This is a genomic window from Enterobacter adelaidei (genome assembly GCF_041937165.1).
Lineage (GTDB): Bacteria > Pseudomonadota > Gammaproteobacteria > Enterobacterales > Enterobacteriaceae > Enterobacter > Enterobacter adelaidei.
The window spans coordinates 1-20,010 of sequence record NZ_CP154356.1 but is presented as its reverse complement, the minus strand read 5'-3'; the positions used below and the strand labels follow the sequence as shown (position 1 = coordinate 20,010).

20 protein-coding genes and 8 pseudogenes are annotated in these 20,010 nt (G+C 48.0%); 15 read left to right on the top strand and 13 right to left on the bottom strand.

Translation table 11 applies throughout. The annotated features are described in order from the left end of the window. The first annotated feature begins 99 nt into the window (after window positions 1–99). The 4 genes and pseudogenes from AAHF05_RS24620 to AAHF05_RS24605 all read left to right on the top strand — a co-directional run bounded on the left by AAHF05_RS24620 (window position 100) and on the right by AAHF05_RS24605 (window position 3,580). Window positions 100–960 carry a broad-spectrum class A beta-lactamase TEM-1 gene (locus tag AAHF05_RS24620; RefSeq protein WP_000027057.1) on the top strand — a complete coding sequence of 287 codons (861 nt, stop codon included), beginning with the start codon at window positions 100–102 and terminating at the stop codon, window positions 958–960. 147 nt (window positions 961–1,107) lie between these two features. Then, window positions 1,108–1,896: pseudogene (gene repA / locus AAHF05_RS24615) on the top strand (plasmid replication initiator RepA); the annotation flags it as partial. A gap of 878 nt (window positions 1,897–2,774) precedes the next feature. Continuing rightward, complete coding sequence (locus tag AAHF05_RS24610; RefSeq protein WP_307857215.1) at window positions 2,775–2,903, top strand: hypothetical protein; 129 nt, start codon at window positions 2,775–2,777, stop codon at window positions 2,901–2,903. After that, window positions 2,900–3,580 carry a DUF4225 domain-containing protein gene (locus AAHF05_RS24605; protein ID WP_307857213.1) on the top strand — a complete coding sequence of 227 codons (681 nt, stop codon included), beginning with the start codon at window positions 2,900–2,902 and terminating at the stop codon, window positions 3,578–3,580. The genes AAHF05_RS24610 and AAHF05_RS24605 overlap by 4 nt, the downstream gene beginning before the upstream one ends. Here the strand turns inward: AAHF05_RS24605 and AAHF05_RS24600 are convergent. Both AAHF05_RS24600 and AAHF05_RS24595 read right to left on the bottom strand, forming a co-directional pair. Beyond that, window positions 3,555–3,881 carry a hypothetical protein gene (locus AAHF05_RS24600; RefSeq protein ID WP_023327699.1) on the bottom strand — a complete coding sequence of 109 codons (327 nt, stop codon included), beginning with the start codon at window positions 3,879–3,881 and terminating at the stop codon, window positions 3,555–3,557. The genes AAHF05_RS24605 and AAHF05_RS24600 overlap by 26 nt on opposite strands. Window positions 3,882–4,392: 511 nt before the next feature. After that, the gene (locus tag AAHF05_RS24595; RefSeq protein WP_049015823.1) at window positions 4,393–5,682 is read right to left on the bottom strand and encodes a PAS domain-containing methyl-accepting chemotaxis protein; all 1,290 of its coding nucleotides are present in this window, start codon (window positions 5,680–5,682) and stop codon (window positions 4,393–4,395) included. Window positions 5,683–6,087: 405 nt separating this feature from the next. Here AAHF05_RS24595 and AAHF05_RS24590 point away from each other — a divergent pair, with 405 nt between their 5' ends. The 4 genes and pseudogenes from AAHF05_RS24590 to AAHF05_RS24575 form a co-directional block, all read left to right on the top strand. Next, entirely contained in the window at window positions 6,088–6,846 is a 759-nt protein-coding gene (locus AAHF05_RS24590) for a diguanylate cyclase (RefSeq protein WP_108091224.1), read from the top strand. Further along, on the top strand, window positions 6,818–7,051 hold the full coding sequence (locus AAHF05_RS24585; RefSeq protein ID WP_080277803.1) for a diguanylate cyclase domain-containing protein: 234 nt from the start codon (window positions 6,818–6,820) through the stop codon (window positions 7,049–7,051). Before AAHF05_RS24590 ends, AAHF05_RS24585 begins: the two co-directional genes overlap by 29 nt. Before the next feature lie 647 nt (window positions 7,052–7,698). After that, window positions 7,699–7,857: pseudogene (locus tag AAHF05_RS24580) on the top strand (IS3 family transposase); the annotation flags it as partial. Then, window positions 7,852–7,971 (top strand): annotated as a pseudogene (locus tag AAHF05_RS24575) (tannase/feruloyl esterase family alpha/beta hydrolase); the annotation flags it as partial. The pseudogenes AAHF05_RS24580 and AAHF05_RS24575, both read left to right, overlap by 6 nt. Before the next feature lie 194 nt (window positions 7,972–8,165). On the opposite strand, the pseudogene AAHF05_RS24570 reads toward AAHF05_RS24575, so the two are convergent. The 3 genes and pseudogenes from AAHF05_RS24570 to AAHF05_RS24560 all read right to left on the bottom strand — a co-directional run. Beyond that, window positions 8,166–8,483: pseudogene (locus AAHF05_RS24570) on the bottom strand (DDE-type integrase/transposase/recombinase); the annotation flags it as partial. A gap of 68 nt (window positions 8,484–8,551) precedes the next feature. After that, a pseudogene (gene istB, locus AAHF05_RS24565) lies at window positions 8,552–9,136 on the bottom strand (IS21-like element helper ATPase IstB); the annotation flags it as partial. 17 nt (window positions 9,137–9,153) lie between these two features. After that, window positions 9,154–9,582 carry a GFA family protein gene (locus AAHF05_RS24560; RefSeq protein WP_001554382.1) on the bottom strand — a complete coding sequence of 143 codons (429 nt, stop codon included), beginning with the start codon at window positions 9,580–9,582 and terminating at the stop codon, window positions 9,154–9,156. A 245-nt stretch (window positions 9,583–9,827) separates the two neighbouring features. Between AAHF05_RS24560 and AAHF05_RS24555 the strand changes: the two genes are divergently transcribed. After that, entirely contained in the window at window positions 9,828–10,832 is a 1,005-nt protein-coding gene (locus AAHF05_RS24555; protein WP_000427623.1) for an IS110-like element IS4321 family transposase, read from the top strand. A 318-nt stretch (window positions 10,833–11,150) separates the two neighbouring features. Here the strand turns inward: AAHF05_RS24555 and AAHF05_RS24550 are convergent, their stop codons facing one another. The 5 genes from AAHF05_RS24550 to AAHF05_RS24530 form a co-directional block, all read right to left on the bottom strand. Next, entirely contained in the window at window positions 11,151–11,921 is a 771-nt protein-coding gene (locus tag AAHF05_RS24550; RefSeq protein WP_182014366.1) for a TraX family protein, read from the bottom strand. 344 nt (window positions 11,922–12,265) lie between these two features. Then, a complete protein-coding gene (locus tag AAHF05_RS24545) occupies window positions 12,266–12,766 on the bottom strand; it encodes a hypothetical protein (RefSeq protein WP_023345532.1) in 501 nt (166 codons plus the stop codon). Between the two features lie 12 nt (window positions 12,767–12,778). Continuing rightward, window positions 12,779–13,273 carry a thermonuclease family protein gene (locus AAHF05_RS24540; RefSeq protein WP_032656049.1) on the bottom strand — a complete coding sequence of 165 codons (495 nt, stop codon included), beginning with the start codon at window positions 13,271–13,273 and terminating at the stop codon, window positions 12,779–12,781. Between the two features lie 59 nt (window positions 13,274–13,332). Next, window positions 13,333–13,692 (bottom strand): transcriptional regulator, encoded by a 360-nt coding sequence (locus tag AAHF05_RS24535; protein ID WP_332618529.1) that lies wholly within the window; start codon window positions 13,690–13,692, stop codon window positions 13,333–13,335. A 5-nt stretch (window positions 13,693–13,697) separates the two neighbouring features. Then, entirely contained in the window at window positions 13,698–14,000 is a 303-nt protein-coding gene (locus AAHF05_RS24530; protein ID WP_029403837.1) for a type II toxin-antitoxin system HigB family toxin, read from the bottom strand. A 291-nt stretch (window positions 14,001–14,291) separates the two neighbouring features. Between AAHF05_RS24530 and AAHF05_RS24525 the strand changes: the two are divergent. Both AAHF05_RS24525 and AAHF05_RS24520 read left to right on the top strand, forming a co-directional pair. After that, window positions 14,292–14,497 (top strand): annotated as a pseudogene (locus AAHF05_RS24525) (hypothetical protein). 108 nt (window positions 14,498–14,605) lie between these two features. After that, window positions 14,606–14,857 (top strand): hypothetical protein, encoded by a 252-nt coding sequence (locus tag AAHF05_RS24520; protein ID WP_049120190.1) that lies wholly within the window; start codon window positions 14,606–14,608, stop codon window positions 14,855–14,857. 47 nt (window positions 14,858–14,904) lie between these two features. On the opposite strand, the pseudogene AAHF05_RS24515 reads toward AAHF05_RS24520, so the two are convergent. Both AAHF05_RS24515 and AAHF05_RS24510 read right to left on the bottom strand, forming a co-directional pair. Next, window positions 14,905–15,077, bottom strand: a pseudogene (locus tag AAHF05_RS24515) (transposase); the annotation flags it as partial. Between the two features lie 581 nt (window positions 15,078–15,658). Next, on the bottom strand, window positions 15,659–15,832 hold the full coding sequence (locus tag AAHF05_RS24510; RefSeq protein WP_182014367.1) for a hypothetical protein: 174 nt from the start codon (window positions 15,830–15,832) through the stop codon (window positions 15,659–15,661). Between the two features lie 718 nt (window positions 15,833–16,550). On the opposite strand from AAHF05_RS24510, the gene AAHF05_RS24505 reads away from it, so the two are divergent. The 4 genes and pseudogenes from AAHF05_RS24505 to AAHF05_RS24490 all read left to right on the top strand — a co-directional run. After that, window positions 16,551–16,841 (top strand): hypothetical protein, encoded by a 291-nt coding sequence (locus tag AAHF05_RS24505; protein ID WP_013087126.1) that lies wholly within the window; start codon window positions 16,551–16,553, stop codon window positions 16,839–16,841. A gap of 130 nt (window positions 16,842–16,971) precedes the next feature. After that, window positions 16,972–17,502, top strand: coding sequence for a hypothetical protein (locus AAHF05_RS24500; protein ID WP_013087127.1), 531 nt, complete (start codon window positions 16,972–16,974; stop codon window positions 17,500–17,502). A gap of 18 nt (window positions 17,503–17,520) precedes the next feature. After that, the gene (locus AAHF05_RS24495) at window positions 17,521–18,297 is read left to right on the top strand and encodes a site-specific integrase (RefSeq protein WP_023327688.1); all 777 of its coding nucleotides are present in this window, start codon (window positions 17,521–17,523) and stop codon (window positions 18,295–18,297) included. Window positions 18,298–18,498: 201 nt separating this feature from the next. Further along, window positions 18,499–18,756: pseudogene (locus AAHF05_RS24490) on the top strand (site-specific integrase); the annotation flags it as partial. Between the two features lie 243 nt (window positions 18,757–18,999). Here the strand turns inward: AAHF05_RS24490 and AAHF05_RS24485 are convergent. Continuing rightward, on the bottom strand, window positions 19,000–20,010 hold the full coding sequence (locus AAHF05_RS24485; protein WP_015572055.1) for a RepB family plasmid replication initiator protein: 1,011 nt from the start codon (window positions 20,008–20,010) through the stop codon (window positions 19,000–19,002).

Here is a 20,010-nt window from a genome sequence, read left to right as displayed (position 1 = left end):
ACCCCTATTTGTTTATTTTTCTAAATACATTCAAATATGTATCCGCTCATGAGACAATAACCCTGGTAAATGCTTCAATAATATTGAAAAAGGAAGAGTATGAGTATTCAACATTTTCGTGTCGCCCTTATTCCCTTTTTTGCGGCATTTTGCCTTCCTGTTTTTGCTCACCCAGAAACGCTGGTGAAAGTAAAAGATGCTGAAGATCAGTTGGGTGCACGAGTGGGTTACATCGAACTGGATCTCAACAGCGGTAAGATCCTTGAGAGTTTTCGCCCCGAAGAACGTTTTCCAATGATGAGCACTTTTAAAGTTCTGCTATGTGGTGCGGTATTATCCCGTGTTGACGCCGGGCAAGAGCAACTCGGTCGCCGCATACACTATTCTCAGAATGACTTGGTTGAGTACTCACCAGTCACAGAAAAGCATCTTACGGATGGCATGACAGTAAGAGAATTATGCAGTGCTGCCATAACCATGAGTGATAACACTGCTGCCAACTTACTTCTGACAACGATCGGAGGACCGAAGGAGCTAACCGCTTTTTTGCACAACATGGGGGATCATGTAACTCGCCTTGATCGTTGGGAACCGGAGCTGAATGAAGCCATACCAAACGACGAGCGTGACACCACGATGCCTGCAGCAATGGCAACAACGTTGCGCAAACTATTAACTGGCGAACTACTTACTCTAGCTTCCCGGCAACAATTAATAGACTGGATGGAGGCGGATAAAGTTGCAGGACCACTTCTGCGCTCGGCCCTTCCGGCTGGCTGGTTTATTGCTGATAAATCTGGAGCCGGTGAGCGTGGGTCTCGCGGTATCATTGCAGCACTGGGGCCAGATGGTAAGCCCTCCCGTATCGTAGTTATCTACACGACGGGGAGTCAGGCAACTATGGATGAACGAAATAGACAGATCGCTGAGATAGGTGCCTCACTGATTAAGCATTGGTAACTGTCAGACCAAGTTTACTCATATATACTTTAGATTGATTTAAAACTTCATTTTTAATTTAAAAGGATCTAGGTGAAGATCCTTTTTGATAATCTCATGACCAAAATCCCTTAACGTGAGTTTTCGTTCCACTGAGCGTCAGACCCCGCCTACAATCGCCTGGTGAAAAAAGACAAAGAAACCGGGCAGGTCAGCCTGCGCATGCATGTTTCTCGTCACCCTCTCTATGTCGCCGGCCGCCGTAAGGCGGGACGTAAATATGGCTTCCGTCCGGAACGTCAGCGCCTGCTCGATGCGCTCTGGCCAGTGCTCATCAGCTTCTGTGATGCCGGCAAGCATACCGTCGGCATGTGTATCTCCCGTCTTGCAAAAGAACTCAGTGCAAAGGACGCAAAAGGCAATGTCATTCCTGAAACGGAGGTGACGGTGTCACGCCTTTCACGGCTTATTGAGGAACAGGTACGGTTTGGCGTTCTGGGCCTCGCAGAAGAACGCGCCTGGGATCGTGAATCCCGCACCTGGTTGCCAACGTATGTCTATATAACCCCCGTGGGATTCCAGATGCTGGGCGTCGATATGGACAAGCTGTTTAAAGAGCAGGAGAAGAAGCTCCGTCAGAGCGCCGAGCGTGAGCAGCTGATCCGGGAAGGAGTGATGAGCGAACATGATGATGTTCAGGCCCACTCTGCGCGGAAATGCTGGTCTGGCCGTAAGCGTCAGGAGGCACTCGTTTACCGCCGCAAAAAAGGCGCGGAGCGTAAACGTGCCAACAATCTGATTAAGCTGCCGGCAGATGAACGACTCCATGCAATGTCTGAATGGATTTATCGCACCCTGCCGCCTGATGAAGCGTACTGGTGCACATCTGAGCGCCTGAAGGCGCTGGCCATCCAGCATCTTTACCAGCTGGATCTGGCGCTTTCTCCACCGGACTAGCCACAGACGACACAACAGTCTTCCTGTTTAAAGGCCCCTCACCGGGGCTTTTCGTGCTGGATTTTTTCGGCCACTCTGCTCATTTTTCAACCTTCACTCCGTTCTCATTCCGGTCACCATGACGTACTGCGTGTCGTTATGGCCCGCAGTGGCCACTGTCTCGTTTTTTTACACAGAAATCCGCAAACGAATAAGTGAAGTAACCCGGAAACGAATAAAAGACATTCCGCAAAACAGTCTTACTTCACCGTTTTTATCTCTCTGTTCATTTCATTCCAGAGTAGATCTTTGTCTGCAGTCACTCTGTGGATAACGAAAAATGCCTTCGCATGCAGCGGCCTCACGGCCGCGCGCTCAGAAGGAAATAAAAAGTACCTCCCGTCGCAAGCGCCGGGCACCGTTCTCGCCAGAACCGGGCGCCGCATACATACCTGACCCCTGCTAAACCGACGCCGCCCCGGCCCGCGGGCCGGAACACCATCGCTTTAAGAGGGATGTTGTAACTAGAAGTAAGAGCTGCTGCAGTTAGCGTCGCGGCAAGCCCGCTGTACACGCTCGTAAGCGCCTCACGGCGCTAACGCGGAGATACAGCCCGTCAGCGGCCAGAGGCCTTGACGGACTCACTCCGACCGCGCACATTAGCAATCAGAAAGCTTTAAGCGGGTATGGCTTTGCAGGGAAAGGGATGGGATTGGCAGAACCTATCAATCCGTAACGGCTGATGCCGGTTACGACGCCCCTCACCAGAATCACCCGGTTCAGCTCCGGCTGGCGTCTCCATGCCGCTTCGCGGCATACATTTACCCTTTAAAGCAGGGTTGCCTAAATCCGGGAGCGCGATTAGCTTTAACGGGTGATTTTCAATCAGGATGAGAAACATGGATATAATTCTTCCGGGAAACAAAAGCCAGGCACGAGTCTGGGCAGAAACCATGATTAATCTGGAGGCCCGCAAACTCGTCGATACCGCTAATATTGTTGGCGCCCGACATCTGGGGATGGATTGACGCGTCTCAAATTCATCGATGAAATTAAATCTGTCATTAATGGCGAATTTGAGCGTGCCCGGCGGGCAAAGTCTGACGAAGAGTGCATGACCTGCCTGCGTAACCTGCAGGGCGAAAACACCAGTCTGCTTGAGCAGAGCCGTCAGATCCAGACCGGTTATGCGAAACTATATGCCCAGATCAAATACGTCAGGGATGAAGACCGGATGGTCGGTTATGTCATCTCAGGAATTAAAGTGGTGCTGGCAGGTATGCAGGGCGCATTTGGCTTCGTGCTGACTTCCTCAATGACCCCCGTTGGCGTTCTTGCCGGGGCTATTCTGATTGTCGACTCGGCCAACACGATAACCCGTGAGGTTGGTCGTCAGTTCCTGAATGAACCTGACACGCAGGGTATTTTTGGTGATGGTGCCATGAACATCGCTAAATTCATGGGATTTGAACGATCAACAGGATTGGGGATATACAACGGGATCGCGCTTGCAGGAAATATCTACAGTGTCTATGGATTAATGGCCAGACCTGGAACATGGCGTCTGTTTAACTATATCAGCACCGATTTTTACCGAAAAATCGACACCATGTCCCGGGGCAAACTGACAATGAAAATTGTGGGATGGGGGGTAAAGGCTAAGGTTGTTTTCGATCTGATCACTTCTGATGACGCTGGGAAATGAGATTCCGGCGGTAATGCCATGATTTATAGGCCAGCTTCAAAGGCATGGTAATCGTAAACAGAGTGCCAAGAACAAGAATAGCCACGCCAAAGGAAATGGCATGCATCCTCGAGCCCGCCAAAAGTGTGACCACAAAAATCAGTAACATGACTGACAGCACCCATATCAGGGCCTTAAAACGGTTTGCCAGATCGTTCAGGAGGGTATCCATCTCCGTACCCGTTTTAGCTGAACTGGCCTGCAGCCGGACAATGTCCTCTTCACTGAAGCCGTGGTTCGTCAGATCACTTTCATGGTTCATGCTTCTCTCCTTTTCCCTGCGGGAAGTTTAACATGCCCTGCGCTAATAACCAGTTAAGCCCGACCGATAACCTGTCAGGTGGTTACGGGCTATCAGTTCTTTCTCACTGATAGCCATCACGTCATCCTAAGTAAGCCAAAAGCAGACTGTACCAGACCAATAATCCCCAGGTGGCCGGCGTAAGCATAATGGGGTCAGTTTGGATATAGAGAATTATTGTACGGTAAGCCTGTTTTTTGAAAAGGCTCACCTATAGCGATAAGGTGTACTCCTGCGCTATACGCCATTTTCAGGGGATTTGACCTTAATCGAATAACCATCCATGGCAAGTCCCTTCCATTCGTTAAGGTTGCTTTTCGTATTTCGGAGGCATGAAATTGGAAGGAGGCATGAGTGAAAAACTGATATTTTTCATCGTCCACTACTTTGTCAATTTTTTATGTAATGACATTTAAGTTAAAAATACTGACTCTAGTTTCAGACACAAAAAATACCAGTTGAAAGCAGGGGGCTATGATTCAGCCTGTACAGCAGTATTTATCTCTTCAACAACCGCCATCATGGCCGAGGCATTCATACTGATTTGCGAGATTATTTCTGCGGTCTTTTCTGCCGTATTGACAGATTTTATGATCGCATCATTACTCTCACGTATTTTCACTACGGACTTTTTACAGAGTTCGCTGTTCTGCTCAGTAATACCCGAAATTTGTTTCGTAGCGGAATCTATCCTGTCCGCCAGAAGACGTACTTCAGCAGCCACAACAGAAAATCCCCGACCATGAATTCCAGCCCGAGCAGCTTCGATTGTGGCATTCAGTGAAAGCATTTTTGTCTGGACGGCGATATCATGGATAGTATTTGATATTTCAGTTATTTCTGCGGAGCGCTGTGATAATTGCTGAATATACCCATTCAGCACCGTGGTAGTGGTAATTGCGTCTTCAAGAGCAACAGACGTTTCTGCAATTGCTGCACTGACATGTGATGTCTGCTCCGCAGTTAAAGATGACACATCATATGCCTTATGCGCCGCCTGTGCTTCAAACTCATTTTTTAACTTCTGTTTTGTAATATCCTGAGCATATTTGACAACCTTCATTACCTTTCCGTTAAAATCAAAAACAGGACAGTAACTGGCCTGTAGCCACAAATCCGCACCGTGTTTCGTGATGCGCCGGTATACACCGGTCAGCGTTTCACCACAACTTAATCTTTCCCAAAAAAGTGCATACTCAGCAGATGTACTGAAAGTTTTATCGCAAAATAATGAATGGTGTTTACCCTGGATATCTGCCAGGCTATATCCTGCAGCATTTAAAAAATTATCATTAGCTGTGATAATGTGTCCCGATGGATAAAATGTGATCATTCCCATAGAAAGACTTGCAGCTTTTAATAACGCATCCTTTTCAAGAGCTATGACAATACGCTCTGTTATATCACTGGCTATTTTTATGATGCTTTTTACTTTACCCCCCCTGCTTTTAATAGGGATGTAGTTAGCTTCAAGCCATATTATCGAGCCATCTTTTTTATAACGCATGAACTTGTCAGAAAACGAGTACCCGGCAGAAAGTTTTAGCCAAAAAGACTCATAATCTGTACTTTTTACATAGTCTTCATCACAAAATATGCGATGGTGCTGTCCAATCAATTCGTCTCTTTCATAACCAACAACATCAAGAAATTTTTTATTTACGTCATAAATGACGCCATCTGTTGAAAACTCTATAAAAGCTGCGTGATCCTGCAGCGCCTTCAGAACAGGTTCTGAAGAATGAATGAATTTTTTAAGCATTTTTTAGTCCTGGATAGTTTTTTATCTAAAAAGTCAGGCTCATAAAAAGAAACAGAGTTGGCGACAAGCATATGCCATACAATATTCATGGAATCAACAGGATAGTGTCTATCAGGAGAAAAGGCAACAGATAAACATGGACATTAAAAAAAATTGTATAACTATATTGAAGTAGGAGTTTAAGTTCAATAGCATAAGATTAATGTGTTGATTTATTCTCCGACGGTTGGTTTTGTCGATACCACAATGTTTTCTATAACATTTGGTTATAAAGAGCGCTTTTTTTTCAAGAGAAAGGAATTTACATATACCGAAAGTTTATTAAAACTGTTCCTGCTAACTGAAAGCACCACTTTATTTAAAGAAATACATAAATATATCACTTTAGTGAGATAAACGATTTAAATGATTAATTCCAACCAGAGAAACGAAGAAAAAAGACAGCTTTCTTTATATAACATCGAGCTTTTGAATACCGGCTCAGATGAACGTTTCGATCGACTGACGAGAATAGCGGTAAGGTTGTTTGATGTTCCAATAGCGCTGGTTACACTAATTGATGAAGAACGGCAGTACTTCAAATCCTTATGTGGTGTGGAACTGCAACCAATAAATAAAATGGTGTCATTCTGCAATTGGATTTTAAAAACCGGACAGCCTTTGGTCATTGAAGACACATTGATGAATCCAAACTTTTCAAAAAATCCTCTGGTTACCGGCTATCCTTTTATACGTTTTTATGCAGGATATCCGGTGCGTTTACCCGGCGGAGATATAGCCGGTGCAATCTGCGTGCTTGACAGTTCGCCAAAAATCTTTTCCCCAGAGCAAATGTCTTTGCTCATGGACCTCGCAGCAATTGTAGAAGACGAGTTTGAATTATTACAAATAGCCATTAAAGATTCTTTAACTGAACAATTTAACAGCCGCTCCTATACCCTCTTTCTTGAAAAAACCTTCCGCAAAGCACGATTAAAAAAGAGCGTGTTTAGTGTCATCGTTATTGATCTCGATGAGTTCAAATTTATCAATGACACCTTTGGACACCATGAAGGCAATAGAGTGCTGAAGGCTTTCGCCCGCATCCTTGAAGAGGTTACAGCAGGCAATCACATGATTGCCAGACTCGGTGGTGATGAATTCAGTATTTTACTTACTGACTGACTGCTCAGAGGCTGATGCTGTATCAGTTGTAGAAAAAATCAAGCTAGCTGTGCATAACTTAAATCAATCCGCTACAATATCCGGTATATTATCATTTTCAGCAGGTACTGCAGAATTTAATGCAGAGAAACATAAGGTACCTTCCGACATAATGAAAGAGGCAGACATGAAAATGTATGCCATAAAAAATGGAGAGATATCCTGATCCGGTATGTTATACATTATCAGACACTCGCTCACCACAGTCTCCAACCTCAGTAATGTGGCCCGACAGGACTGTGCAGGTGAAAAAGAGAGAACCGATACGACGCACTTATGACAAAGTCCGGAGCAGAAACTCTATATTTGATTGTTTTGAAAACTTAGAATAGACATGGACTACAGAGCAGTCTTGCAACCTCTTGAGTTGCGACAGTGATATCTAATACAGATTCCTGCCAGTTCTCAATCAGTCTGAGAAGATAATGCATTAGACGAAACCGTGTTTCTCAGCGCCGAGCATATTGCTGAGTTGAGGTGATGCTGGCGTGGCCCATCGCGCCTTTAATGCTGATCAATTCCTCGCAATAAGCAAACATCGCGGTCGCAAAGTTTATCCCTGGATCGTGCAGCGCCCTAGTCAGACATGCGGTCGATCGTCAGGGGGCAACCTTCTGATGCGCCACTTCTCTCGCCCCGGACCTTGTCAATCCACATTGCTAGCCGCATCTGATGCAGATACTAGTGTCATCTGCTTCAAATGCACGAAACAGCTGGCCGTACCCCTCCGGCGGGTGCGCCGATAACCAAAACGCCTTCGTTCGAGCGCAAGCTTTGTGATACGCCCTGATAAATGTGCTTCAGCAGCTGTACGCTGATGCACATTTATCAGGGCATATTATCTAGCTGACTCTTGAACGCAGACGTTTTGGTTATCGGCGCATCTGGCTGATGCTGCGTCAGGAGGGGCTGGCGTCTGAACGGTTTCCGCTTCTGCGTCTGGATGCCCCGAGCCTGACCTGGCCGATGGAGCTTGGAGAAAGAAATACTGAAAAGTTTGTCCGTCTGTTCCTGTTGCCGGGAGTAGGTCATTGTGGCGGTGGTGAAGGGTTAAATCAGATAGATTTGCTTTCTCCGCTGATGGAATGGACCGAACAACATAAGGCACCAGATGTTCTGATTTCGGGCAAGTTGGCCTCTGATACTCATGAAAAAGTGGCAATGCCACCAATGCAGCCGCAGGGAACAATGTCTGAAGGCAAAATGAAAGCAGAATCTCTTTTTCATGGTCTACAGCTGACCAGTTCTCCGGTTGCTGCAGCTATGCCATTACTCTACGTGCTGCTCACCGCTGTTGTGCAGGGCTTCAGGTTCAGCTCTCTGGCGAACTTCCGCGTTTCATGCGCGGTATACGCTGAACCGTTATCCTTCAGCCACTGTATCGGAGTATCCGGCAACCTGTCGCCGAAACGCTTTTCCACCGACCTCAGCATCACATCCTGCACCCTCGAACTGTCGTAGCCTCCGGTGCTTGCCACCCAGTCTATGGCCTCTCTGCCACAGCAGTCCCGCGCGAACGTGACCCGCAGTTTTTCACCGTTGTCACAGCCGAACTCGAAGCGGTCCGAACTCCACCACATATTGCTTTCTGCTACCGCGTATTAGACGTCAACTAGTTTTGCCGACTGGCGCCAACTACTCTGGCCGCATCCATTGATAGGTGGTTTTAAGCCACGCTGGTTACTGCCTTCGCTGTCTTTTTCCGGTAACTTTCTCCTTTTAGCTCGAAAATATATCCGTGATGGATCAGCCGGTCGGCTGCTGCCACAGCCATCGTTTCATCCACGAAGATGCTGCCCCACGTGCTGAACGGATGGTTGCTAGTGATGACCAGACTGCCGCGCTCATCGCGATGCGCGATCAGTTCGAACAACACTCCCGTTTCCGCGTTGTCGCGTTTGACATACCCGAGGTCGTCTATCACTATCACCCGGTAGCTATCCAGTTTCAGCAGAAGCTCGTTCAGTTTTAGTTGTGTCCGCGCTTTACGCAGCTCCTGCAGCAGCTCTCCGGCACTGTAGAACCGGGCCCGGTAGCCCAGCCTTACAACACCATCCACGATCGCCTCCGCCAGAAGGCTTTTTCCCAGGCCGCTGGCACCGAACAACAGGACGTTTTCTACGGCATCAACCCAGTCTGTCGTTTCGCAGAGCTGCCAGAACTGAGCGTTATTCAGTTCCGGCACCTGACTGAAGTCATACTCACCCAGCGTTTTCGCCACCGGCAACCGGGCTTCCTGAGAGTCTGCTCTGTGCCAAATGCTGACGCTCAGGAATTGAGTTTCAGGTACTTTAAAAGCGAGGCTAGAGACTCGACAGGTCCAGCGTGACAACTAGGTGAGCGGGTTTCATCCCAGGGCATTGCATCATCAGTGCAGAAGTCTCCTGCACATTCCATTTCAAGACGTTCGTCAATTAAACCAACAGGAACCCAGACATAAGGTACATCTCGCAGACTGTTAGGCACAGTTGAGCCACATACATTGCAAAAATCTGTACGGTACCCCGTTGGCTTAGACCATGAAGCAATGCAGTTTTCCCCTTTAATCCAGCGAAACTCACTGTCTTTGACTAGTGTGGCGAGATTGTAACCCACGCCGCTCTGCTTTCTGCAAAGCGAGCAATGACAACGATAAAACACTGCTGGTTTATGAGTAAGTTCAAATTCAATTGTTCCACACAAACAAGATCCATTCATTTCAAAACCATTCCTGCAAGGCCTAAGAGATTTTATGAAACATTACCATCTTTTTTGTACTGAATAGGAGCGCTCTTTTTGGCAACTCAAAATCAGCTATCAGTCGGTCTGAATATCCGCTCTTCGCTCAAAGCTGTCTGTCATGACTCTTTAAAAAACAGGCTTAGCGTAGGATGTTTAATGAGATGGTCACTCCCTCCTTCCCGGTACTATGCTGAGGACAGGCTTTCATTCGGAGAACTATCATGGAAAACATTGCGCTCATTGGTATCGATCTGGGTAAAAACTCTTTCCATATTCATTGCCAGGATCGTCGCGGGAAGGCTGTTTACCGTAAAAAATTTACCCGGCCAAAGTTGATCGAATTTTTGGCGACATGCCCCGCTACAACCATCGCAATGGAAGCCTGTGGCGGTTCTCACTTTATGGCACGCAAGTTGGAAGAGTTGGGGCATTCCCCAAAGCTGATATCACCACAATTTGTCCGCCCGTTCGTTAAAAGCAATAAAAACGACTTTGTCGACGCCGAAGCTATTTGTGAAGCTGCATCGCGTCCGTCTATGCGTTTTGTGCAGCCCAGAACGGAATCTCAGCAGGCAATGCGGGCTCTGCATCGTGTCCGTGAATCCCTGGTTCAGGATAAGGTAAAAACAACCAATCAAATGCATGCTTTTCTGCTGGAATTTGGCATTAGCGTTCCCCGAGGAGCTGCCGTTATTAGCCGACTGAGTACCATTCTTGAGGATAATAGTTTGCCTCTTTACCTCAGCCAGTTATTGCTGAAATTACAACAGCATTATCACTATCTTGTTGAGCAGATTAAAGATTTGGAATCCCAGTTGAAACGAAAGTTGGACGAAGATGAGGTTGGACAGCGCTTGCTGAGCATTCCCTGCGTCGGAACACTGACAGCGAGTACTATTTCAACTGAGATTGGCGACGGGAAGCAGTACGCCAGCAGCCGTGACTTTGCGGCGGCAACAGGGCTTGTACCTCGGCAGTACAGCACGGGAGGTAGGACGACATTGCTGGGAATTAGTAAGCGAGGTAATAAAAAGATCCGAACTTTGTTGGTTCAATGTGCCAGGGTATTCATACAAAAACTGGAACACCAGTCTGGCAAATTGGCCGATTGGGTCAGGGATTTACTGTGCCGGAAAAGCAACTTTGTCGTCACTTGTGCTCTGGCAAACAAGCTGGCCAGAATAGCCTGGGCCCTAACGGCACGACAGCAAACTTATGTAGCATAACGGCAGAAATACACCGGTTTAAAGAATTACTGATCTGGTTTTGCGAATACTGATATTGATGATACTAACGGCCCACCGGCCTGTTGAGGAACCTGTAAAACGGAAAGGCTCATTGAAGCCGTATATTTTCTGGAGGTTCATCAGGCGCGGAACTCATCAAGGCGCGGGAATAAAATCCCATTCAGACGCCGGATAGATTCAAGCAAGCCAACTTGTCGTCAAAATCGGTGTTGCAAAAACGGGAGTGACCATAGATTCCGTTTTCCAAGCAGACCCCTATCAGCTCTTTCTCACTGATAGCCATCACGTCATCCTAAGTCAGCCAAAAGCAGACTGTACCAGACCAATAATCCCCAGGTGGCCGGCGTAAGCATAATAAAAGAAATTACGCGGCATGAAACGCTTGCGGCCCTCCGGACAGATTTTTCTGCAGAAGGAAACCACTGCCAGGGGGAATGCCAGAGTAGGCAGCGTGGCCAGTAATAATGTTTCTGCGGGCATATCCAGGAGATGCGATAACCCGTTTAAACAAATCAGTGACAGCACGGCAGTGATGGCCGCCAGACGCTGCACTTCGGGTTTTTCGTTGCCAGAAACGGTTGCCATACTGATGGCCAGCGTTATTCCTGCCAGCCCGTAGCTTGCCTGCTGCAATGGCCAAATCATGATGGCCAGGAGCAGATATCCCACAAACATTCCTTTCAGGCCGTGCTGGTACTGCAGGGCAATCAGCTGCGTGACGCCGGCAAACACGAACAGAATGTTCAGGGCCCACCAGGGCTGGTGATGCCAGAAGGCCAGGCTGAACACCGGCTGCGTGATGACTGCCCAGATCCACAGACGATTGGCTCTCTTCTGCAGTCGTTCCGGGGTACGCTGTACGTTCATCGCCCATATAAGCGTGAACAGGGGGAAGGCCATCCGGCCAAGCGCATACATCACCGGCAATGCTGGCGACAGAAACACCGTATTGATGTGGTCGATAATCATGGCCAGAAGTGCGAGAAGTTTGACCAAATCTAGAGCTGCGGGACTGAGCTGGCTGGCGTTCCGGATAGTGGGAAGAACGTCGGGTACTGAATGATTCATGCTGTAGATTCCCCTGGCGACACGCGGTTAACAGCCAACCCTGAACATAATGCCAGAATGCCCTGCCGGTTTGCGTTGTGACCCTGATCTTTAGTTTCTCCAGAATCTTGCGCACTGCAAATTCTGATTTATCACGCAGCACGCGCATTGCGCCTGCCACATCCTTATTCTGAATACAAATACTTAAATTATGAAAATCGTTCACACCGCCCCCTTTCTTACACTCTTATTATCGGCTGCATGAATATTATATTTAGCGGAGTAGGAAAATTCCTAATAAAAATTCATATTAGCGCCCAAAATCTGGGCCAATTTATCGACCCTTTTATATATGTGGCGATCGCTCATGAATTATCTGTATTATTTGCTGAAATTTTTTCCCTGACCAGAGCGAAATCTTCACGAATAGATTTTGCGGCAGGCTTCCACCCTTTAGCCCATTCCTCGTTCATACGGCCTTCACTGACAATTTTGAGGGTGATGGCATAAGGGGTGCGCTGCAGTTTCTTCGACAGCCAGAGTATATGATCGTCGATTCTGTCATCCGGAATATCAGCAATAATCGAATGAATAAGGTCCAGGTCCTCAGGTGCCCACGGTTTTCCTGATCGCGGAAATACTTCATCCGGAAGGCGTGGTTTTTTTTCCTTTTCTTCTTTTACCTGCTTTTTAGCTTCTTTTTCCGCAGTGATGAGGCGCTGCCGCTCCGTTAACCCTCCCAGAATTGCAACCGTCCTGACCATATTTTCACGCTGCTCACGTGTAATATTTACTTCACCGCATATAATGGCATTTAAAGTATCTACAAGGTTTTCCAGCTTGCTTTCTGTCAATTTTAACGTCATTCAGAAATCTCCTTAATCATTATTCTTTTTTAGCCCATCCTGATGCAGACTACGCCAGCGCCAGGGCTCTGTCTGACCCGGTTCTGACCAGAGTCCGACTGACTGACGGCGGGCTTCGGCCTCCAGAACAGCGTAGTCTGGCCGGACGGGTTTTCCGTGGTACCGGTATGCCCAGGCCAGGCCTTTGCGTACCTGTGCGGCATTTACATCCGTCATACCAAGCCATATGGTACCCAGCAGGCGTCCATAGCGATCCATTTCACTTCCCGTGACGGTTACGGGCCGCTGAGCCACCATCGATGAGAGTTCCTGACGTGAACGCTGACCATAGGGCTGGCTCTTTTCCGGCGCATCGATGCCAGCCAGGCGAACGCGCGTCAGTCGGTTTCCTGGATCAAGTATCTCAACGGTATCCCCGTCCAGCACGCGCACAATCCGGCCGCTGATATCTGCACTGGCCGAAAACGCCACAACGAACAGGACCAGTGAGCAGAACTTCCGTTTCATTATTTATTATCCCCGGTTGCATACCCTGCGGATATTAAGCTCGTAAATTTCAACTCGGCTTATCCTCCAACGAGGCTTTTTAAAGGTATGCCAAACATTGAATGTAATTTCCTGATCATGGGCAGCGTCAGATTACGTTTGCGGTTAAGCACTTCATAGACCCGGTTAGATTTTCCAATTGCCGGCTCAAGATCTTTTACCGTCAGCCCCTGCTGTTCCATCCTGAATTTAATAGCTTCAATCGGATCCGGGGCTTCGAAAGGAAAGTGTTTGTTTTCGTATTCATTAATCAGCACACACATGATTTCGAAAAAGTCTCCCTCCGGGGTATCAGCAGGAGGCTCGTCATCAAACATAGGCTCTACAGCGCGTAACGCATCTTCATAGTCCTGTTCAGTTTTAATTGGTTTAATCTGCATAGGGTTTACTCCAGGCTGACAGTTTCAGCATCTATTTTGTCATATTCTTTATGCGTACCAATGAATTTGATAAACATCCATCCTCGCTGGTATGCAATCGCAACAATTAACCGGTAGTCATTTCCCTTAATATTAAAAACCACTCGCCTGTTTTTAAGAATACTGGCACTGCGGTATTGTTCTTTGATTTCTGCCGGAGTTTTCCATTCAGCTTTACTGGCCTCATCTACCCAGGCTTTTAGCGGCTGCTCTGCATCGGGATTCGCCGTCCAGAAATCCCTCAGTGTCTTGATAGCGATTATCTTCATGTCATGATGATAGTCCCATTTTAGGACTACTTCAAGTTTTTTGTCCCGTTATGGGACTTAAATTTATCTGAAGATACAGGGGGCAGTTTGGAGACCGGAGTTTTTTTACGTTAAACGTATTATTTAACCGATCGCGAGGCGTAACGGAATGATTTTGCGTCAGAGGCTATCGCTTTTAATTTAACGCCCTTGCGATATCGCAGTTGCGGTCCAGTTCTGCTGGCTGCACGGGATATGACCTGGTATATTGAGACAACCGCCAGGCGTTAATACAGGGATACAACGAAGGAAATCAAGGCTCAACAGTTTGTCACATCAACGGGACGACAGGTGCTTACCGACAACGGCCAGCAAGGTATGGGTTGCGTAGCAGGTATCGGCTGAAAACTGAAAAGTGTCAGGGACGCGTAGCTGAAGCAATTTTTGCGAACTGCGCGGAACTGGATAACGACCAGTTTATCGAGACCATCGATTGGATTAGGCTCTATAAGCGCTGAATGCCACCATCAGGTATGTAACAGTTAAGTGATATACGAAGTGTAGGGATATTTTATGACTGGAGAATTAAAATCTGAGAGACAAACCATTGTGTACGGGAGGTCGCAATGAAAAACTGGACCAGAAACTTTATTGATGACATGAAGCATATCTGGCGGGAATTCAGGCGGGATATTGCTGAAACTAATGCTAAAAAAAACCTCAATGATGATGATGTGGCTGGCGTTAGCCATTCCGTTGACTGGAATAATGTACCTGATTTAGATCCGCGAAAGGCGGTTAACAACCTCGATAACTTCTACTCACGGCAATTAAGGGGAACGGAATATCCAGGTACGCGATATCAGCACAGGAACTAAATGTTTTGCGCATGCGCAAAATGCAGCTGAGTCTGCATTTTTTTGACTAAAAGCAATGTTCGAATCTTTTTGTTACCTCGTTTGCTGATGCCCAGCAATGTTGTCCGGCCACCAGTGCTGTACTGACGGGTACCAGCCCTGTTGCCGCAGTAAAATCACGACTACTACCGTACTGCTTCCCGTCACCAACCTCAGTTGAAATGGTACTGGCCGTTAGCGGGGGTTGAAGGCCAACCGGACGAGAACGCACGCGGAGTACATTTTTTGAGCGGTCAGACGAGTAAAGAAAACGAGGATTTTGTTTACTCTTTTCGTTGATGCCAGTAGCCATGCGGTTTCAGGTACTTTCAGTGTTAATAAACCCGGTAATCAAATCAACGTAAACCTGACGAACAACGCCACGACTTCATAGACCTAAAATCATGCAGTTAGGTTCTTAGCGTACATTTCCGCTCCATTGGGCTTCAAACCCCGACTATGACAAACTCATGCTTCCAGTTCGTCAGACACGGCAAAGCGCCGCTAAAAGGCAACAGCCTATGCGGTAGCGTGTTCATGCAGGGGAATAGGTCGAGAGGTCTTGAAGTATGCGCCTAACTGCGGCTACACTGAGATCACTGATTTGGTGACGTTGTTCCCCTAGAACACGCTACCTGGCTAATCAGTCCTGAGAAAACTGGTTAGCCCGTCAAAGCCCGCGCCTGAGAACGCGGGTTTTTTCGTTTAGGGAAAGAAGATACGCTGCACATCCCCGCCACGTCAATCAACCATCACGATCAGGCTATGATGCTAATGTCGAGCTTAACGCCAAACCAGAAGAATGCCAGCCACTAAAAAGACGAAAAAAGCGCAATATAGACTGATGGCAGGCTTAGTTTCATGCTCCCCAGCAACAACAGTGACTAGCGAGACTAAGCTGACAAACAACAGCAAAAAGCCAATTGCAGTGTTATGGGCATATACAAAATCCATCATAATATTCCTTTTTCAAATAAGAGCTGTGTTTGAGGTTAAAAGCCAAAGCAGGTTAGCAACAAAATCCGTAATCGGCACGCCATAAAATCAGGTAAGCGTTAAGTGAGCGCCGTATTGACGGTTATTTATCGGTGGGGGTTGAAGGCCAACCGGACGAGAACGTACGCGAAGTACATTTTTTGAGCGGTCAGACGAGTAAAGAAAACGAGGATTTTGTTTACTCTTTTCGTTGATGCCAGTAGCCATGCGGTTTCAGGTACTTTCAGTGTTAATAAACCCGGTAATCAAATCAACGTAAACCTGACGAACAACGCCACGACTTTATAGACCTAAAATCATGCAGTTAGGTTCTTAGCGTACATTTCCGCTCCATTGGGCTTCAAACCCCTAGATCCGAAAAATACCAGTTCCGGATCACGGCGATTTTCTGCGCTGATTTGTGAAACGAAAATTAAAAATGTGCTACACTTTAAGTAGTTAGATAACTTTCACCCTCTCCGCATCAGACCGACCTGACGAGTAAATCCTGTTAATCTGTTCATCATCGCTTCCGAAAACTTTGCTATTATGAATTTTTCGGAAGTCAAAAAGAGTGAGATCCGGTAATTGCGGGCGGTGACTGTTATTCTGCTAATCACTGCGGGCGGGCAACGGAATGTTCTGCTGGCGATGATAAATAAATAGAACTAATAGATATTAAATAATAAGGAAGTTGATTATGAATATGAAAATTACACTGAGTGTTTTATTTGAGGCTCTCATAATCCTTGGGCATGACAGAGTCTGGATGGAAGAATCGGAGTTTGAGCACATATACGGATACGGCTGCTACCGTGAGATACACACTTGGGACGATCGCACAGTTGCCTGGTGGGATGATGCTGATGACACATGGTATCTGTCCACAGAAGTCGATGTGATAACTCCTTTCCTTGGCCCTCTCCCAAAGAAAGAAGGAGAGCTCTCCGAGGAAAAATGCTTCCAGTTAATGACTCTTGGTCGCTACTGATAGCCGACAGCAGCATTTAATGAGTGGTCGGCTGGACACCCTCTGGCGGCCACATGTCACTCGATAGTGTAGTCCGGCGGGATTTCTCCCTGAAGATGATCCAGACATTAACGTAAAGGATACAGGAACGATGTGTAAACTGACCGGTTTTATAATGGGGCTGACGATCCTGCTGGGTGTGACTGCACGGGATGCAGGGGCGGCAACGCTCAGTGAAATGCGGATGGTTAATGCCAGTCAGAAACCCGGGATGGTGATTATCTGCAGCCGGACCTCGGAGATTCCGCAGAAAGGTGAATCCCCCGTTCGTATAGAAAGTCTCCTCAGGGGCGTGGTACTGCAGAACGACGGTGATCGCATGATGTTTGACGTGACCTATACACAGCGAAACGCTGAAGAGAGTATTCCTTTTCGTACGGAAAAATACCGGCTGACCACTGAGCTGGAAGCCACCCGCCAGAAAATGGCCATCGATCCTGAGACGATAGAACTATCGCTTCCGCGTGCCCGCGGTCTTGAAGAAACTTTTCTCGCGGGGATGAAAGCAAGCCCGGTTTCGTTTGAAGATTACACCAATTACCGTGTCAAATCTGCTACCGAGTATCTGATCCTGCCGGGTCCGGCATCCCCGGATGCACCGGTGATGCACTGCACACTCTAATGACAATGGTGACATAACATGATGCCAGCACTGCCAGGCCATAGCGGGGCTTTTTCCTCTGCTCAGCTGCCGGTGGCCATCGATTACCCGGCCGCGCTGGCACTGCGCCAGATGGCGCTCGTTCAGGACGAACTGCCGAAATACCTGCTGGCGCCGGAAGTGAGCGCCCTGCTCCACTACGTGCCCGATCTTCACCGTAAGATGCTGCTGACCACCCTGTGGAACACCGGCGCCCGTATTAACGAAGCACTGGCCCTGACCCGGAGTGATTTTTCCCTGGCCCCGCCCTACCCGTTCGTGCAACTGGCAACCCTCAAACAGCGGGTGGAGAAAGCGGCCCGAACGGCCGGCCGTGCTCCGGCCGGCAGCCAGCCTCATCGTAACGTTCCGCTTTCCGATCCGCAGTATGCCCGCCAGCTGGAAATGATGGTGGCCACCCTGAAAATACCGCTGGAACGCCGGAATAAGCGCACCGGCAGAACGGAAAAGGTGCGCATCTGGGAGATCACCGACCGTACCGTTCGCACCTGGCTGGGCGAAGCTGTTAAAGCGGCAGCCGCCGACGGGGTGACGTTCTCCGTGCCGGTGACGCCACACACGTTCCGCCACTCCTACGCCATGCACATGCTGTATGCCGGAATTCCGCTGAAGGTGCTGCAGAGCCTGATGGGGCACAAGTCGATCAGCTCGACGGAAGTCTATACAAAGGTATTTGCTCTCGATGTTGCTGCAAGGCATCGTGTGCAATTTTCAATGGCAGAGGCTGATGCTGTTGCCATGCTGAAAAAAAGATAACTAAATTTGTCAAAATTTACAGACAGTTGTAATGACATCCACTTATTCGATAATAAATTAATCTTGCGTTACGTGAAAACTGACAGGGGTCCAGGCTGTACCAGGCCGGAATTCACGTAACGCACTTTACGTCTTCTTCATTACTTACCTTTTCGTTCCGATCCTGTTCATCCCTGCATTGCCCCCTTTTCTTCATAACGCATTTCACTGTTGCCGAAAGCCCATGGGGTCGACTTTGCGACCGCGGCCGCACTCAGAAGGATGGCCACTTTAACCGGCGCCACCCTGGCGTACCTACTCGTCCCCGAAGTGAGAGCCCTACTCTTCTATATGCCGGATCTTCACCATTAAATGCTGTTCTCTACTTTCTGGAACACGGGAGTGCGGATCAGTGAATCCCGGACGCTGCCCCCGGAATCCTTTGATCTCGGTGGGTTAAGACCCTTTGTGAAAGTACTGGGCTAAGGGCATCCGCCCTGACGAACAATATTGACTAAGTGATGAAAGTAAACATATCGCAGTGAAGATGTTGAGCAGACTGCCCGCTCTTCCACACACCGCAGTCAATATCAATACTCTGGTAGGCCTATCCACATATCGCAGTCAAGGCAAGCAAAACCTAAACGGAATGATGAATCAGTATAAATTGACTGTGGTATGCGCTCTGCATACCACAGTCAACAAACTCTAAAACGGCATTCCTCAGTCATTTCCCGGTTTCACGCTGGCGAGCGCTTTTGCTAGTTTCTGAGGATCAATACCTGCAGCCTTCAGGGCTTTAATAACTTCGTCATAGTTCTGCTCAGGTACTTCCTCTTCCGGCTCACGGGGAACAACGACCTTGCTACTGATGAGTTTCGGATTACGGTAATGCACGCTGAAGTAGGTGGCCCGGCCGCGTTTGAATTCGGTGTAATCCAGATAGCCGATATCCTTCAGCTGCGCCATGGCTTTGCGCACCGTGTGGTTCTGCGTGTAGAGGTTAGACGTCAGGTTGAGTCTGTCTCGCATACGCTTCATGGAGATGGGGGCCGGATTCTGTGGCAGACTTTCAATGTAGGTATAGAGTGCCTGTGCGGACTCCTTGCGCTGCAGGGCATCAATGGCTTTCAGACGCAACAGGACCCGCCTGTCCATCTGATAAAGCTCAAAGAGCTTGGGCTCTGCCCTGATCTCCACGACATCGGCAGTGATGTCGTAATAGGCAGACTGAACCAGGTGCGTAGTCCACCCTTTCGTTTCACTCTGAAACTTGAGGGTTACGGATGCCAGCTTGAACAGGGAGTTGCTTATCCTGTCACGCATTTTCTTGTTAGAGCGCCGGGAGTCAAAGCCACACATTTTAACAAACTCAACAAAAGACAGCTTGAGCGTGTCATCCTTAACGCCAAAATCATACATTGAACGGATGATTCCAAGCCAGACTTTGAAGTCCGTATCCATATCGAGGCGCGATCCGGTGATCCTGACATCGGTATACCCTTCACTCCGGGCAATGGACAGCTGTACGAGCTCCTCAGTCGCATCCGTGACGTTTTTGCGGTTCGTCTTACTCCTAGAGGTCGATTTGAGGGTAGGAACGAACAGACCAAGCCTCATGAGCGCAACAGGCTGAACAGTACTGGCGCTGTTGACATCCAGCTTAACAACTTCACCCGTTGTCTTATTGACCTCCTGAAGATTCAGGGGTAACTCATTATTTTCCATAGCCAT

Excerpts from the sequence above, each read along its gene's own strand:
- AAHF05_RS24620 (WP_000027057.1), top strand. The coding sequence starts at position 100 with ATGAGTATTCAACATTTTCGTGTCGCCCTTATTCCCTTTTTTGCGGCA.
- AAHF05_RS24610 (WP_307857215.1), top strand. The coding sequence starts at position 2,775 with ATGGATATAATTCTTCCGGGAAACAAAAGCCAGGCACGAGTCTGGGCA.
- AAHF05_RS24600 (WP_023327699.1), bottom strand. The coding sequence starts at position 3,881 with ATGAACCATGAAAGTGATCTGACGAACCACGGCTTCAGTGAAGAGGAC.
- AAHF05_RS24595 (WP_049015823.1), bottom strand. The coding sequence starts at position 5,682 with ATGCTTAAAAAATTCATTCATTCTTCAGAACCTGTTCTGAAGGCGCTG.
- AAHF05_RS24590 (WP_108091224.1), top strand. The coding sequence starts at position 6,088 with ATGATTAATTCCAACCAGAGAAACGAAGAAAAAAGACAGCTTTCTTTA.
- AAHF05_RS24585 (WP_080277803.1), top strand. The coding sequence starts at position 6,818 with ATGAATTCAGTATTTTACTTACTGACTGACTGCTCAGAGGCTGATGCT.
- AAHF05_RS24560 (WP_001554382.1), bottom strand. The coding sequence starts at position 9,582 with ATGAATGGATCTTGTTTGTGTGGAACAATTGAATTTGAACTTACTCAT.
- AAHF05_RS24555 (WP_000427623.1), top strand. The coding sequence starts at position 9,828 with ATGGAAAACATTGCGCTCATTGGTATCGATCTGGGTAAAAACTCTTTC.
- AAHF05_RS24550 (WP_182014366.1), bottom strand. The coding sequence starts at position 11,921 with ATGAATCATTCAGTACCCGACGTTCTTCCCACTATCCGGAACGCCAGC.
- AAHF05_RS24545 (WP_023345532.1), bottom strand. The coding sequence starts at position 12,766 with ATGACGTTAAAATTGACAGAAAGCAAGCTGGAAAACCTTGTAGATACT.
- AAHF05_RS24540 (WP_032656049.1), bottom strand. The coding sequence starts at position 13,273 with ATGAAACGGAAGTTCTGCTCACTGGTCCTGTTCGTTGTGGCGTTTTCG.
- AAHF05_RS24535 (WP_332618529.1), bottom strand. The coding sequence starts at position 13,692 with ATGCAGATTAAACCAATTAAAACTGAACAGGACTATGAAGATGCGTTA.
- AAHF05_RS24530 (WP_029403837.1), bottom strand. The coding sequence starts at position 14,000 with ATGAAGATAATCGCTATCAAGACACTGAGGGATTTCTGGACGGCGAAT.
- AAHF05_RS24520 (WP_049120190.1), top strand. The coding sequence starts at position 14,606 with ATGAAAAACTGGACCAGAAACTTTATTGATGACATGAAGCATATCTGG.
- AAHF05_RS24510 (WP_182014367.1), bottom strand. The coding sequence starts at position 15,832 with ATGATGGATTTTGTATATGCCCATAACACTGCAATTGGCTTTTTGCTG.
- AAHF05_RS24505 (WP_013087126.1), top strand. The coding sequence starts at position 16,551 with ATGAATATGAAAATTACACTGAGTGTTTTATTTGAGGCTCTCATAATC.
- AAHF05_RS24500 (WP_013087127.1), top strand. The coding sequence starts at position 16,972 with ATGTGTAAACTGACCGGTTTTATAATGGGGCTGACGATCCTGCTGGGT.
- AAHF05_RS24495 (WP_023327688.1), top strand. The coding sequence starts at position 17,521 with ATGATGCCAGCACTGCCAGGCCATAGCGGGGCTTTTTCCTCTGCTCAG.
- AAHF05_RS24485 (WP_015572055.1), bottom strand. The coding sequence starts at position 20,010 with ATGGCTATGGAAAATAATGAGTTACCCCTGAATCTTCAGGAGGTCAAT.